The following is a 13,829-nucleotide window of genomic DNA, read 5'->3' as shown; positions in this document are numbered from 1 at the left end:
GAAATGATCGTAAATCGTAATCAAGCGGTACGTATTCAAGTTTATATGCAGGGCTTGATGGAGCTTATCTATCTCTATCCACTGATTGTACTGCTCTCTGTTTTTGCGCTGCAGGTGAGCCCTGTTTATACGTTCTTCATGCTCCTGCTAGGTCTTCTTGCAGCGATATGGCTTAGCTCACCAATCAATAACAAGTTTATGGCCGGATGTGTAGCAATGATTGCTGGAATGTTAATCTCCGGTGGCGGAACGCTCCTATCCCAAGCAGACCAACGTATAATGATGCTCTCTGTTCTTCTGGCAGCTGCGGCAGGAGGCGGAGCGGCATATCGCGTATTCGTTCTGGTCAATCGAAGAATAAGATTTGCTCTTGCGGATCGTCTACAATATATGGGACTTATTTCGTTGCTAGCGCTGAGCTTGATTGCCACGAGAGTGCCTAGAATAGACGATTATGCGATGAGTATTTATGCAGCTGGTATAGTCGGATTTTTAGTCTACGTTTGGACAAGGCATTCACGTGAGATGCGGCGGGCAACGTTAGACGCTGAAGGCAAGAGACCACAAATAAAAAGCTTCTCCCAGCTGAACCGGATACGGATGGTACTCTTCCTGGTTATAGTTATCATCCTGGGGACATTTAATTATCTATCGGAAATGTTTAGTTACTTATGGAACGGATTTACGAGCTGGTTTCGTTCTTTGTTTGATGGGGAGCCCTCTAAGGAAATACCCGAGACTATACCCCAGCTTCCTTCAGAAGGACTTCTATTCCCGCCAGCTGAAGCAGAACCTTCGAGTGAATCATCACCCGTATGGGATTGGCTGCTGAACGCGCTGGTTATGCTCGCTGTTCTTGCCTTCTTTGTATTCATTGGTTATGGACTGTGGAGATTGCTCAAGAAGGTGAACCGATATTTGCGATCTAGAAGCCAAACCAAACAGGAGGCTGCACTGCCAGAAAAAATAGCTTATATCGATATAACCGAGACCATCCAGAATAGACCGAAGAAAGACATATTTCGCATGTTCCGTAAGCAACGAGTCCCGGTGGAACCAGAACAAAGAATTCGTTATTATTATAAGTCTGTTGTAGAGCAGGCTGGTAAGGAAGCGGGACCACTGCCTTCATCACTCACGCCTAATGAGTTTGGCCAATGGCTTAAAGAACATGAGACGAATTATAAGCATTTTCCGTACAGAGGAGATCGGATACACCAGTTGATTGCTTTGTATAATAAAGTTAGATATGGAGAACAGCAAGTATCTCCCGAGGAGATTCAACCGCTTGATCAGGCGCATAAGTAAGCTTAATGTCAGATTAGGCCAAGCTTCACTTTACTTTTCATTCCACGTTCAAGTATCATGATAGAAATAAAAGTAGGCATACAAAGGAGCTTAGCAATGAAGACGATGACTAATCATAGCAAGATTGTAGACTGCACGATTCGAGACGGCGGCCTCGTGAACAATTGGGATTTCAGCGTGGATTTTGTACAGAAGCTGTATGAGAGCTTAAATGAAGCAGGCGTTGAATATATGGAAATCGGATATAAAAACTCCCCTAAGCTGCTGAAGGGTGCCGATAAAGCTGGGCCTTGGCGCTTTCTGAATGACGATTTCTTAAGAAAGGTCATCCCGCAAAAAGGCAACACGAAGCTGTCCGCACTGGTAGACATCGGAAGAGTAGACGAAAACGACATTCTTCCTCGGAGCGAGAGTATGCTGGATTTGATCCGTGTCGCTTGCTACATCAAGGATGTGGACAAAGGTCTAGAGCTAGTGCGCATCTTCCATGAACGCGGCTACGAAACGACACTAAACATTATGGCATTATCTAATGTAATGGAGAACGAGCTTCTTGAAGCTTTCGAGATGATCAATGAGAGCGTGGTTGATGTCGTATATATCGTTGATTCCTATGGAAGCCTGGATCACAGTGACATTAAATATCTTGTTGAGAAGTTCAAGCTTCATTTGCCTAATAAACGGCTTGGGGTTCATACCCATAACAACATGCAGCTGGCATTCTCCAATACGCTGATCGCTTCTGAACTTGGGGTTGAGCTGCTGGATGCTTCCGTATACGGAATGGGCCGTGCTGCCGGAAATTGTCCGACTGAACTATTGATAGCTCATCTGAAAGGAACTAAATATAAGCTCCGTCCTGTACTTGATGCTCTGGAGCAGCTGCTTGTACCTTTGCGTGAGAAAGAAGAGTGGGGCTATATCCTTCCGTATATGATAACAGGTCATCTTGACGAGCATCCACGCTCTGCCATGGCGCTTCGCAGTTCAGATGACAAAGATCGGGTTGTCGATTTCTTTGACACGCTAACAACACCCGAAGTGAACTTTGATAAGTGATTGTATATATCTGATTAGGAACAATTTAATCGACTAAATCCTGAAGTGAGCACTGGGTATTTTGCTTCCTCATTCCATGACTAGGCACTCTCTACTGAATTGTAGAGAGTGCTTTTTATTTTTAATGACCTTAGACCTATTATTTTCGTATTTACGTATAGATAAAACAAAAAAATAGTACAAAGTTTGCTGATAAAATGGTATTATAGTCCAGTGGATATTGAAGAAAATGTTGGATTATGTCAGATCTAATCGGTGAATTATAGAATTACCATTGATATAAATGTACTTTATGGACAATATTTAGGAGGCATCAATAAATGCTATGAGCATTAAATTGAGACATCCCAAGTTCCTATGGACTGCGGGTGCTGGTCTTATATTATGTATCTTGAATCCATGGATAATGCCTTCCTTATCTTCAGAGCTTAGTCAGGAAATTATTAATTTATTCGGAATGGGCATCTCTCTATGTTCGTTGATTATCTGCTTCTCGGCATTTAACCAGGCAAGGCTGCTTGAACAGGGGCAGAGGACACATAATGGGCAATATATCGCTTCTGTTTTTTTTGCTGCAGGTTTTTTGGAATTGCTATTATTCATTCATTACAGCGGAATCACCTTCAGAAACGGCTTGCTGGTGGATTCATCCGATGTCATTCTTATCGTATTTTTGACGCGTTTGCTCTGTGTAATGGGGATGCTTTATCTCGGGTTTTCTTCTCCAAAATCCCAGGAGCGTCCCATCCATAAATCTATAGGATTATGCGCTGCCCTGTTATATATGGCAGTCCTGCTTCTCCTTCTACAAAACAACGACAATCTTGATTACATCTTTAGCATTTATGACCCCTTGAACGAGATTGTAAATCCAATTCATTATGTAATACATATTGCTCTTTTATCTTTTCTAATGCTGGCTCTTTTGGGGCTGCTATTTTCAAGAGTAAAACGAGTAATGAATGTGAACAAGAACCTCAGACTTGGTATGATATTTTGCATTGTTAGTCAAGGCTTTATATTGCAGGTTCAAGAGGTAACTGATCTCTCTTTTACGCTGTCCATGATCTTTCAACTGCTGGCCTATTTTATTTTTCAAGAGGTATATTTCAACGTATATGTCACGATCCCGCTTGAGCGGCAAACCGTCACCCGAGAGCAGTTGAACTACATGGCTCATTATAATGAAGTAACCGGATTGCCGAATCGGAGGTCTTTGCTCTTACATTTGAGTGATTGTATGCATTATGCATATTCTGAGAATCGGACGGTGGGTCTGCTTGTCATCAACATTAACCGATTTAAGATCATAAATGACTCGTTAGGTTATCAGTTCGGCGATCAATTGCTTAAAAAAACAGGGGAACGCCTAAAGCAATACAGAGGCGGTAAAATAGAGGTGTTCTCACTGGACAGTGATCGATACGCTGTTGTCTTAAGCGAATTTGTAGAAACGAAATTATTAAACAGGCAAGTAAGTGAAATCCTACAGCAATTCAAAGAGCCATTACTATTGAGAGACCGTGAGCTGTATCTTACCCCTTCTGCCGGCATTAGCTTGTTTCCATTTGACGGAAGCTCACCTGAAGAATTACTTCGAAATGCGAATACAGCACTTCATTTTGCGAAGGATCATGGAATGGACTTGAACCGATATGCAGCCTCGATGAAGCGGGAAGCGCAGAAAAGCCTGCAAATGGAGCATGATATCAGAAAGGGCCTGGAGCGAGGAGAGTTTTACTTGGAATATCAGCCGCAAGTCGATCTAAGAACGAACGAGGTCGTTGGTGTTGAGGCGCTGGTTCGCTGGCAGCACCCGGTAAAAGGGACGATTTCGCCGGCAGATTTTATTCCTATTGCTGAAGAGAGTGGGCTTATTGTTCCGCTGGGGGAATGGGTTCTTGAGGCGGCATGTGCACAAAATCGAAAATGGCAGCAGCAATACAAATCTTTATCTATCTCTGTGAATCTGTCCATCAGGCAATTTCAGGATGTGCATCTGATCGATCGGATTCAGCGTGTTCTGCTCGAAACGGGGCTTGATCCGACATGTCTGGAGCTGGAAATTACAGAAAGCACGATGCTGGACTATGATCAAGGAATTGATGTTCTCGATCGGATCAAGAAGTTAGGTGTACAGATCAGCATTGACGATTTCGGCACCGGCTACAGCTCATTGCATTATCTTAAGAAGCTTCCGATCGATCGCTTAAAGATTGATCAGTCCTTCGTACGTGAGCTCATGGAGGATCGGAGCAACAAGGCGATCGTGTCCACCATTACTTCTATGGCTAAGCATTTACAGCTAAAGGTGACGGCTGAAGGTGTAGAGAATGAAGAACAGCTGCAGTTTCTGCAGGAGCAGCATTGTCATGAAGGTCAGGGGTACTTTTTCAGCAAACCTCTAAAGTCTGAAGATTTTGAAGCCCGATTCTTAAAGGCGGTAGTATGTATTTAGAATTTACTAGATAGAATGAACGTGATACGTACATAATTATATTAGTTAGGATCAGCATTATTGCTCTAATGATTTGAGAAATGGATTCGCAGCATTGTGTTTAATTTAGCACCGAAAGGGTACAAATTTCATCTTTTTAATCTGTGAGTTCATTCTATCTAGAAAGCTTCTAATGCTTCTCTTCATCAAAAAAGTATTGCAAGGAATACCTTATAGTGATATATTAATATTTGTCACCAAATAATCAATGTAGTACATAACGATGACGGGATGTAGCTCAGCTTGGTAGAGCACCTGGTTTGGGACCAGGGGGTCGCATGTTCAAATCGTGTCATCCCGATTGTATATATGCGGGTGTAGTTCAATGGTAGAACTCCAGCCTTCCAAGCTGGTAGCGTGGGTTCGATTCCCATCACCCGCTTCACATTTATAAAGACTTTAAACCCTTGCCCTGCAGGGGTTTTTTGTTTGCTTATAATTCGATATATTCTTTCAGTATGCATTATTCGAAGTAATAGAGCGATTGCCTATAATTTCAGACGTTCATTTTTTTGATAGGTTGTAAGCTATTAGATTATTATATTTATCTGCGTGTTTTTGTTCATCAAGAATGATTCCCCAAACCGTATCTTTGTATATACTTTGTGGAAGGCCAAACCAAATTTTTCTGTATTTCTCAACCGCTTCTAATTCTCCCTGAAAAGCTTTTTGCAATTCACTAAGATAAGATTCGACTTGTTCGGGCTGCTCATTACTCACTCCCGTAATTTCTTGTCCCGTTAAATCTGTATACATTTGTCGAAACATTCTGTTGTGTTCACGTTCATCATTTCTTATTCCAGTGATTATTGTGGCTTGATATGGATCAGGAGCAAGATTAATTAGACTGTTATAGAACAATTCATCGTTTCTTTCGCCTTGTACAGCCTCTTTGATTAATTCGATGGCTTCAGTAGTGGAGATTGACCATATTGGTGTGAAGGCAGATCTATAGCAATAAGGGTATGGTAAGTACATATGAATATCCTCCAAGTTTTATAATGGTCAATATATGCACTAATGCCTAAAAAGGTAACTGAATCATCTTCTTATGCATAATAATGAATGTACCCTGAGCTATACCATATATGACCAAATAAAACTCGCGGCAATTCTGGGTTTCAGATCAGTAAATATACTCAAATCCTCTTTCATTTCATTCATCAGATCTCTTCACTGGCTGCAATCACTATGAGAACATAATTATGTGCAGGGTGTTTAAGCCAGTAATTTGCATTAAGCATACAAAAACCTCCTTTTACTTAGAACAGCGTTCCCTATACAGTAAAAATATATGTAAATACAGCTAATATCCGGTCATTTTACATATGGTTCGTCGTGAGGCTTTTTACCCATGTGGAGTAGCAAAGTTTTTTGAGGCTGGAGTATAATGGTGAAGATTAGTTAAACTTGACCCAATATCATCATGAATAAAAGGATGGATCGAAATGCTAGGGGAATACGTATCTGCAACTGCCGTGTCAACGGCAACGAATTTTATAATGATTCAGGAAACCGCATTCACACGTACATATCGAACGTACATCAGGCTTAGAGAGAACGGTCCGCTGGAAATGAAATTTTGGCATAGCAATGCGGTGGATTCCACCTGGGATGTTGGTGCTATAGCAAGAGGGAGCATGGCTGGCGGAGAATGGAAGATCGAGTCCGCCTATGTGGCTGTCAGTCAGGAAAATCGAGATGGGAGTGTTGTTCCAGGCTCGGGCACCCCGATCACATTTGAAGGGGAATATACCAAGCAAGTACAGCCGGGAGAACAGTTTTGGAGTGATGCTGTCACGATCGATGTGCTGCCGGGGCGTGATCTGGTATTTACTTGGACTATTACGACGGAGGCGGCAGGGAAGTCTTTTCCATACAACACAGAAGGGCTGCTTGTCTCTTCCTATGCTGCAGAAGGGATCCATGCTTCCGAGGACACGGGCACATCCTTTACACCGCTGGAGAACCAGCTGGTCTTGCCGGCATTCATAGGATACAAACGAGATGTGAAGCATCGAATGATCTTCTTGGGAGACTCTATTACCCAGGGAGTAAGAACTTTAAAAGATGGCTATGAATACTGGGTAGCACGTATAGCAGCTGGATTAAATGCAGAAAACAGTGTTTGGAACATCGGTTCAGGTTGGGCAAGGGCCTATGATGCGGCTGCAGATGGTTCGTGGCTTCAGAAAGCACGGCAAGGAGATATTGTAGCATTGGTGCTGGGTGTCAATGATATTGATATTGGCGCACGCACCAGCGAGGAGCTGCTAGAAGATCTGACATCCATTGTCCAGAAGCTGAAGCAGAAGCCGGGGGCAGAGCCTCAAATTATTCTTTTCACCGTACCTCCGTTTAATTTTGCAGAGCACAGGGAAGAAAACTGGCGTACGGTAAATGAGACGATTCGCACGAGACCGCCTGAAGGCGTGGATTATGTATTTGATATTGCGGAGTTATTGTCCTGCACAGCGCCAGAGGAGTACCGTATTCAGCAAAAGTATATGAGTAATGAATTTGATCCACACCCGAATGGGGAAGCAGGTAAACAGGTAGCTGACGCTTTCCTGAAATGGTTTCAGGAGAAGTCGTTGTAGTCTTAAATAGGCATTTGCATATTTGCCTTTCTAAAAGTTCATGCTATACTAAGAACAATGATGATGAATGAGAGGTAACCACACGTATCATGGAGTAAAACACACGAAATCCTGAAGATAACTGTAAACCGATGGTGAAGCAGGTTAGCTGTATGCGGCTGACGTATCTAGGGGCAAGTGTGCTTAATTCTACTGATGGAATGCGTGTGGTTATTTGTGCTGTCCGTTCATGGCTTGGCTGTATACTTGGACCGGTCAGCTCTACTGTGCTCACGTTAAGACAGGTGTACTTACCTGTACTCCCATCCTCTAAAGTACGCTTTTTCTATAGACGAACGTCTAAGCCGCAGGCTCCTTGCCTGCGGTGTTTTAGCTTTGTACAGAAAGAGGGAGATACGGTATGACAACACTTATTCATATGCGTGAGATTAGTAAGGATTGGAACGGTAAGACATTGTTCGGGCATGTCAATATGGAGGTTAACGAGTCTGAGCGTATTGCACTGTTTGGGCGTAATGGCTGTGGTAAGACTACGCTGCTAAACATTCTGACGGGTAGTGAGCAGCCGACGGCAGGTACTCTGACCGTCCATCTTGAGTCTGAGGAAATCGGATTCATGCGTCAGGACTTTAAACCCGAGGAGCATTGGAGTGTTAAACAGATTGCCTTTGTAGAGAGTGGAACTTGGGGAGCATTAAAAATGGAGCTTCAGGAGGCCGAGGAACGGCTCGCTTCTGAGCCTGATTCTTCCCCGGCTTCGCTTGAGCGCTACGGAGAGATACTCGAGCAATACGAAGCCTTCGGTGGTTATGCTAGAGAAGCAGAGCTTGAGCGAATGATGACACATCTCAGTATTGGCGAAGTGCTGTGGGATCGCCCCTTCTCTTCACTTAGTGGAGGTCAGAAGACCAGGCTGCGCCTGGCCGCGCTGTTAACCAGAAAACCGAGACTGCTTATTCTGGATGAACCGACCAATCATCTCGATCATGAGAGTATGACCTGGCTGGAAGAGTGGATGCTGTCCTATTCAGGCACGCTCGTCTTTGTATCGCATGACCGGACCTTCTTGGATCGGGTAGCCACGAGTATTTGTGAGCTTACTTATGAGGGAACCCGTAAATATCCGGGGGGCTATGAGGAATACAAAGAGCAGAAGGAGCGCGAGAAGAGAGAGCAGGCTGCTAAATATCGTCAACAGGAGCTTGCCAAAAAAGCACTGGAGGAGTCCATTCGGAAATATCAGGAATGGTTTAAGATATCACACCGAAATGCAGGTAATGTCACAGAATCAAGAATAGCAGCGAGCTATTACAAGGCAAGAGCCAATAAAAATATATCAAGATATCATGCGAAGCAGAAGCAGCTTGAAAGGCTCGAGGGAGAACGAGTTGAAAGGCCGCGAGAGGGACCTAAAGTCAGTGTGGAATTAAAGGAAGGGGAATTTGGAGCAAGGAACTTTGTACAGCTAAGAGACGTAGAGTACACTTATCCTGGTAGTCAGACTCCTGTATTCTCCGGTGTCGACCTGGCCGTTGAACGGGGAAAGAGGATTGCACTCCAAGGAATGAATGGTGCCGGAAAAACAACCCTGTTAAAGCTTATCACGGGAGAGCTGTCTCCGCAAAAGGGAGAGGTAAACCTTCATGCCAGAACCAAAATAGGTTATTTTTCGCAGGAGCTTGAAGGACTTCAGCCCGAGATGACCTTGCTGGACAGCTTGCTCATTAATCCATTCATGACACAAACGGAAGCACGGACCATGCTGGGCAATTTCTTATTTTCACGGGATGATGTGTTTAAGAAGATTGGCGATTTGAGCATGGGCGAGAAATGCAGAGCAGCGTTTATAAGGCTGTACTTCAGCGGCTCTAACCTGCTCGTCCTCGATGAACCAACCAATTATTTAGACATTGATACTAGAGAAGTGATGGAGGAAGCGCTGCTCAGCTACGAAGGCTCTTTAGTATTTGTGTCTCACGATCGAACGCTTGTTCGAAAGCTGGCCAATCAGCTGCTTCAAATGGGTAAGCATGAGCCCTTGCGCATATTTGATGGAACGGTAGAGGAATATGAAGAACATTTGGTTAGGAAAAGTGAAACGCCTGAGGAGCGTGAGGAGGAAGACCTGCGCATTCAGCTGCAGCATCGTTTGAATGAATTGCTGACAGGGTCTAGTTATGATCAAGCAAATCCTGGGCAACCCGCTGATGTACAATCTTATTATATGGACAGTGCAACGCTGCAGGAGCTTCGGGAGCTTCGCTCCAAACTGGCTGCGCTGCAGAAGAAGGATAAGGGTTCGTTCAAATAGAGGAGACAGCCTATTTTGCCTGCAGGGCTTGCGAGAGAAGACACATTTGCGTATAATAATGTAGCAAACTAGGCAAGACTTAAATGAACAAAATGCTAAGATGGAGAAGAGTACACAGTGCTTTTGTACAGGGAGGAAGCGCCAGAGATTGAGAGCGTTTCTACGAAATCAGGCTGTCGAAGTTCGCTCCGGAGCTGTTCCTTGAACATCGAACAGGGTATAACGGTATGTGCCGTATACTGTGTTTGTCAGTAGAGGATACCGGTTCACGTCCCGTTATGAACGTGCTAAAGTGAGATTGAAATCGTATAGCGGATATGGCTGAACATGGCCATGTGAACAGCTGTACATGAATCTAACAAGGGTGGTACCACGGTCTTTTCGTCCCTTCATCGGGAGAGAAGGCCTTTTTTTGTTGATCAAAATCTTAGGGCTATGAAGGAGGCTATTTGAACGCCATGAAAGAAAGATTAGAAGCTTTAAAGAGCGATGCGCTTGCTGAGCTCGCAGGCGTAAATGATGCACAAGCACTTGGCGATATCCGAGTGAAATATCTAGGAAAAAAAGGTGCGCTTACTGAAATTTTGCGCGGTATGGGTGCCCTGAGTGCAGAAGAACGTCCGGTAATTGGACAGGTGGCAAACGACGTTCGTGGTGCCATTGAAGCAGTGATTGAGGAGAAGCAAGAAGCATTCCAAAGAGCAGAAACGGAGAAACGTCTAGCGAAGGAAACCATTGATGTTACGCTGCCGGGACGCCGTCTGCCAGAAGGCGGGCTCCATCCACTAACGAAGGTTATTCAGGATCTTGAGGATATATTTGTAGGTATGGGATATCAAGTGGCTGAAGGTCCAGAAGTTGAAATGGACTATTACAATTTTGAAGCGCTCAACCTGCCGAAGAATCACCCGGCCCGTGATATGCAGGATTCCTTCTACATCACAGAAGATATTCTGATGCGCACACATACATCTCCTGTACAGGTTCGAACGATGCTAGCGATGCAAGGCGAATCCCCTGTAAAGGTCATCGTTCCAGGTAAAGTGTACCGGCGAGATGACGATGATGCTACGCATTCCTTCCAGTTCCATCAGGTAGAGGGAATTGTCGTCGGCAAAAACATCCGGATGAGTGACCTCAAGGGTACTTTGCTCCAGTTCGTGCGTGAAATGTTCGGTGCACATACCGAAATTCGTCTTCGTCCCAGCTTCTTCCCATTCACGGAGCCTAGTGTTGAAGTCGATGTTACCTGCATTAAGTGTGGCGGAGCTGGCTGCCGTTTGTGTAAACAAACCGGCTGGATTGAAATTCTAGGAGCGGGTATGGTTCATCCTAACGTACTTGAGATGGGCGGCTACGATCCTAAGGAATACAGCGGCTTTGCATTTGGTATGGGTGTAGAACGGATTGCGATGCTGAAATATGGTGTTGACGATATTCGCCATTTCTATAACAGTGACCTCTCATTCCTGAAGCAATTTGCCAGACTATAATTACATTTAACCAGGCTGGATTAGAAGCCTATATAAATAGAAGGAAGTGATCGTAACGTGAGAGTATCAACAGAATGGTTATCTGATTATATTTCTCTAGAGGGTGTTGCACCGCAGGATTTGGCTGAACGCATCACACGTGCGGGAATTGAAATTGATATTGTAGAAAATCGGAATCAAGGTGTGACCAAAGTTGTCGTGGGTTACGTAACCAGCAAGGAGAAGCATCCAGATGCGGATAAGCTGAACATTTGTAAAGTCGATGCAGGACTTGCGGAAGAGCTTCAGATCGTATGCGGAGCGAAAAATGTAGATGCAGGTCAGAAGGTTCCTGTAGCTCTTGTCGGAGCAAAGCTGCCAGGCGGTCTTGAAATTAAAAAAGCCAAGCTTCGCGGTGTCCTGTCACAAGGAATGATTTGTTCTGCCAAAGAGCTCGGTCTAAATGACAAGCTCTTGCCTAAAGAGCTGCAGGAAGGGATTCTCGTTCTTCCAGCTGAGCTTGAAGTAGGAACACCGATCGAGCAGGTGCTGGGTCTAAATGATCATGTGCTTGAGCTTGATCTTACGCCAAACCGTTCGGATGCATTGTCCATGATTGGAGCTGCTTACGAAGTTAGTGCCATTTTGAGCAGAGATGTTACTTTGCCGGTACCAGAAGCAGATATCAATGAGTCTGGCTCAGCGGCAGCGGATCATATCTCGGTACAAGTCGATGCGCCTGAGCTGTGTACTCATTACTCGGCTAGATATATTAGTGGAGTTACGATTAAACCATCCCCACTGTGGATGCAAAACCGCCTGATAGCAGCTGGTATTCGTCCAATTAATAACATTGTGGACATTACCAACTACGTGATGCTGGAATATGGTCAGCCGCTGCATGCCTTTGATGCGGATCAGCTGTCGGGGGGCAATATCGTCGTTCGTCAAGCAACAGATGGTGAAACATTTGTAACGCTCGACGATCAGGAACGCAAGCTGAAAGACTCGATGCTGCTGATTACGGATGGTGTTAAACCGGTGGCGATTGCCGGTGTAATGGGCGGACAGAATTCTGAAGTTACGGGCGATACAGCCAATATCTTGTTGGAATCGGCTAAGTTTGACGGCACGACCGTACGTAAGACATCCCGCGAACTCGGACTGCGCTCCGAATCCAGTCTTCGTTTTGAGAAGAATGTAGATCCTGGCTCTGTTATTCCTGCACTGAACCGTGCTGCATCCCTGATCAGTGCGTATGCTGGAGGAAACGTACATCCTGGAATCGTGGAGTCCACAGCAGGATCAAATGAAGAACGAGTTATTGCCCTGTCTGTTTCCAAAGTGAATAGCTATCTAGGTACATCGCTATCTGCTGAGGCAATTCAAGCCATCTTTGATCGTCTGCATTTCACATATGAAGCTGCTCCTCAGAATGAGCTTCATGTCACTGTACCTACACGCCGGGGAGATATTACTCGGGATGTAGATCTTATTGAGGAAGTTGCCCGTCTATACGGCTACGATAATATCCCAACAACGGTTATCGAAGGACCTACTACACCAGGATCGCTCACCAAGCCTCAGGTGATTCGCAGAGCACTGCGTGGTCTTTTATCTAATGGAGGATATCAGGAGATGATTAGTTACTCCTTCGTTAATCCTGAGCGGGCGACACAATTTTCAGCATTGACAGCAGGCAGCTACTCTGTGAAGCTCGCTATGCCGATGAGTGAAGAACAGAGCGTGCTCAGAACAAGCGCACTTCCTCAAATGCTGGAAGCAGCGCAGTACAATCGCAATCGCAAGCAGGAGAGCCTCGCCCTGTATGAGATCGGCAGCGTTTTTTATACAGAAGAAGAGACGCTGACGAAGCAGCCTAAGGAAATTCCAGTGCTGTCACTGCTCTTGTCCGGCAATCGAATTGAGAAGCAGTGGAATATTACAGCTGAGAAGGTCGATTTCTTTGATCTTAAGGGTGCTGTGGAATCCATATTTGCATACCTCGGACTCGAAGGACAGATCAGCTACGCTGCGAATCAGCCGAAGGACTATCACCCTGGACGCTCGGCTTCCATTTATCTGAATGTTTCCGGGGAGGATCAGGTCCTCGTAGGAACACTTGGTCAAGTCCATCCTGAGCTTCAGCTGGCCTATGATCTGGGAGATACGTATATCGCCGAATTGTCACTTGAAGCCTTGTATGATCAAGCTCTTCCTCCACTTGTCTATCGTGAACTGCCACGCTTCCCTGCAGTTTCCCGTGATATTGCAGTGGTTGTAGAGCAGTCGATAGAAGCTGGCGTCTTGATGTCTTCGATCCGGGAATCTGCCGGTGAATTGCTTCAATCTGTTCAAGTATTCGATATTTATACAGGGGAGAAAGTGGGAGAAGGCAAGAAGAGTATAGCCCTTGCACTAACATACCGTCACAAGGATCACACACTAACCGAAGAAGAAATTACAGCGGTTCATACAAAAGTGCTGACAGATCTGTCCGATAAAACAGGAGCGGAACTTCGCAAATAAGCTTTTTTCCTGATTTACCCTTTATTTTTTGAGAAAAAAATTGCAGGAATTGC

At 44.8% G+C, this 13,829-nt stretch carries 9 protein-coding genes and 2 tRNA genes; 10 read left to right on the top strand and 1 reads right to left on the bottom strand.

What is annotated here, in order from left to right; all coding sequences use genetic code 11:
• The first annotated feature begins 3 nt into the window (after nucleotides 1-3).
• From ACFQ3J_RS12270 to ACFQ3J_RS12250, 5 genes are all read left to right on the top strand, one after another.
• Nucleotides 4-1,308 (top strand): DUF4129 domain-containing protein, encoded by a 1,305-nt coding sequence (locus ACFQ3J_RS12270; protein WP_251581884.1) that lies wholly within the window; start codon nucleotides 4-6, stop codon nucleotides 1,306-1,308.
• Nucleotides 1,309-1,404: 96 nt separating this feature from the next.
• Entirely contained in the window at nucleotides 1,405-2,367 is a 963-nt protein-coding gene (locus ACFQ3J_RS12265) for an aldolase catalytic domain-containing protein (RefSeq protein WP_244533125.1), read from the top strand.
• Nucleotides 2,368-2,692: 325 nt separating this feature from the next.
• Complete coding sequence (locus ACFQ3J_RS12260; protein WP_091154358.1) at nucleotides 2,693-4,825, top strand: putative bifunctional diguanylate cyclase/phosphodiesterase; 2,133 nt, start codon at nucleotides 2,693-2,695, stop codon at nucleotides 4,823-4,825.
• A 266-nt stretch (nucleotides 4,826-5,091) separates the two neighbouring features.
• Nucleotides 5,092-5,165, top strand: a tRNA-Pro gene (locus ACFQ3J_RS12255).
• 10 nt (nucleotides 5,166-5,175) lie between these two features.
• Nucleotides 5,176-5,246: transfer RNA gene (locus ACFQ3J_RS12250), tRNA-Gly, on the top strand.
• Between the two features lie 122 nt (nucleotides 5,247-5,368).
• Here the strand turns inward: ACFQ3J_RS12250 and ACFQ3J_RS12245 are convergent.
• Nucleotides 5,369-5,842: a ferritin family protein gene (locus tag ACFQ3J_RS12245; protein WP_091154361.1), complete on the bottom strand. Its 474-nt coding sequence runs from the start codon at nucleotides 5,840-5,842 to the stop codon at nucleotides 5,369-5,371.
• A 470-nt stretch (nucleotides 5,843-6,312) separates the two neighbouring features.
• Here ACFQ3J_RS12245 and ACFQ3J_RS12240 point away from each other — a divergent pair, with 470 nt between their 5' ends.
• From ACFQ3J_RS12240 to pheT, 5 genes are all read left to right on the top strand, one after another.
• Complete coding sequence (locus tag ACFQ3J_RS12240; RefSeq protein ID WP_091154363.1) at nucleotides 6,313-7,464, top strand: SGNH/GDSL hydrolase family protein; 1,152 nt, start codon at nucleotides 6,313-6,315, stop codon at nucleotides 7,462-7,464.
• A gap of 152 nt (nucleotides 7,465-7,616) precedes the next feature.
• Nucleotides 7,617-7,868 carry a hypothetical protein gene (locus ACFQ3J_RS12235; RefSeq protein WP_139236941.1) on the top strand — a complete coding sequence of 84 codons (252 nt, stop codon included), beginning with the start codon at nucleotides 7,617-7,619 and terminating at the stop codon, nucleotides 7,866-7,868.
• Nucleotides 7,865-9,775, top strand: coding sequence for a ribosomal protection-like ABC-F family protein (abc-f, locus tag ACFQ3J_RS12230; protein WP_251581883.1), 1,911 nt, complete (start codon nucleotides 7,865-7,867; stop codon nucleotides 9,773-9,775). The genes ACFQ3J_RS12235 and abc-f overlap by 4 nt, the downstream gene beginning before the upstream one ends.
• Nucleotides 9,776-10,233: 458 nt before the next feature.
• A complete protein-coding gene (gene pheS, locus ACFQ3J_RS12225) occupies nucleotides 10,234-11,268 on the top strand; it encodes a phenylalanine--tRNA ligase subunit alpha (RefSeq protein WP_251581881.1) in 1,035 nt (344 codons plus the stop codon).
• Nucleotides 11,269-11,325: 57 nt separating this feature from the next.
• Nucleotides 11,326-13,776: a phenylalanine--tRNA ligase subunit beta gene (gene pheT / locus ACFQ3J_RS12220; protein ID WP_251581879.1), complete on the top strand. Its 2,451-nt coding sequence runs from the start codon at nucleotides 11,326-11,328 to the stop codon at nucleotides 13,774-13,776.
• Nucleotides 13,777-13,829 lie beyond the last annotated feature (53 nt).

This window comes from Paenibacillus provencensis (assembly GCF_042678545.1).
In the GTDB taxonomy this organism is placed as follows: Bacteria; Bacillota; Bacilli; order Paenibacillales; family Paenibacillaceae; genus Paenibacillus; species Paenibacillus provencensis.
This window is presented reverse-complemented; position numbering and strand designations above follow the sequence as displayed.

Bases quoted from the DNA above. Each gene is read 5' to 3' on its own strand.
- ACFQ3J_RS12270 (WP_251581884.1), top strand. From the start codon at position 4: ATGATCGTAAATCGTAATCAAGCGGTACGTATTCAAGTTTATATGCAG.
- ACFQ3J_RS12265 (WP_244533125.1), top strand. From the start codon at position 1,405: ATGAAGACGATGACTAATCATAGCAAGATTGTAGACTGCACGATTCGA.
- ACFQ3J_RS12260 (WP_091154358.1), top strand. From the start codon at position 2,693: ATGAGCATTAAATTGAGACATCCCAAGTTCCTATGGACTGCGGGTGCT.
- ACFQ3J_RS12245 (WP_091154361.1), bottom strand. From the start codon at position 5,842: ATGTACTTACCATACCCTTATTGCTATAGATCTGCCTTCACACCAATA.
- ACFQ3J_RS12240 (WP_091154363.1), top strand. From the start codon at position 6,313: ATGCTAGGGGAATACGTATCTGCAACTGCCGTGTCAACGGCAACGAAT.
- ACFQ3J_RS12235 (WP_139236941.1), top strand. From the start codon at position 7,617: ATGCGGCTGACGTATCTAGGGGCAAGTGTGCTTAATTCTACTGATGGA.
- abc-f (WP_251581883.1), top strand. From the start codon at position 7,865: ATGACAACACTTATTCATATGCGTGAGATTAGTAAGGATTGGAACGGT.
- pheS (WP_251581881.1), top strand. From the start codon at position 10,234: ATGAAAGAAAGATTAGAAGCTTTAAAGAGCGATGCGCTTGCTGAGCTC.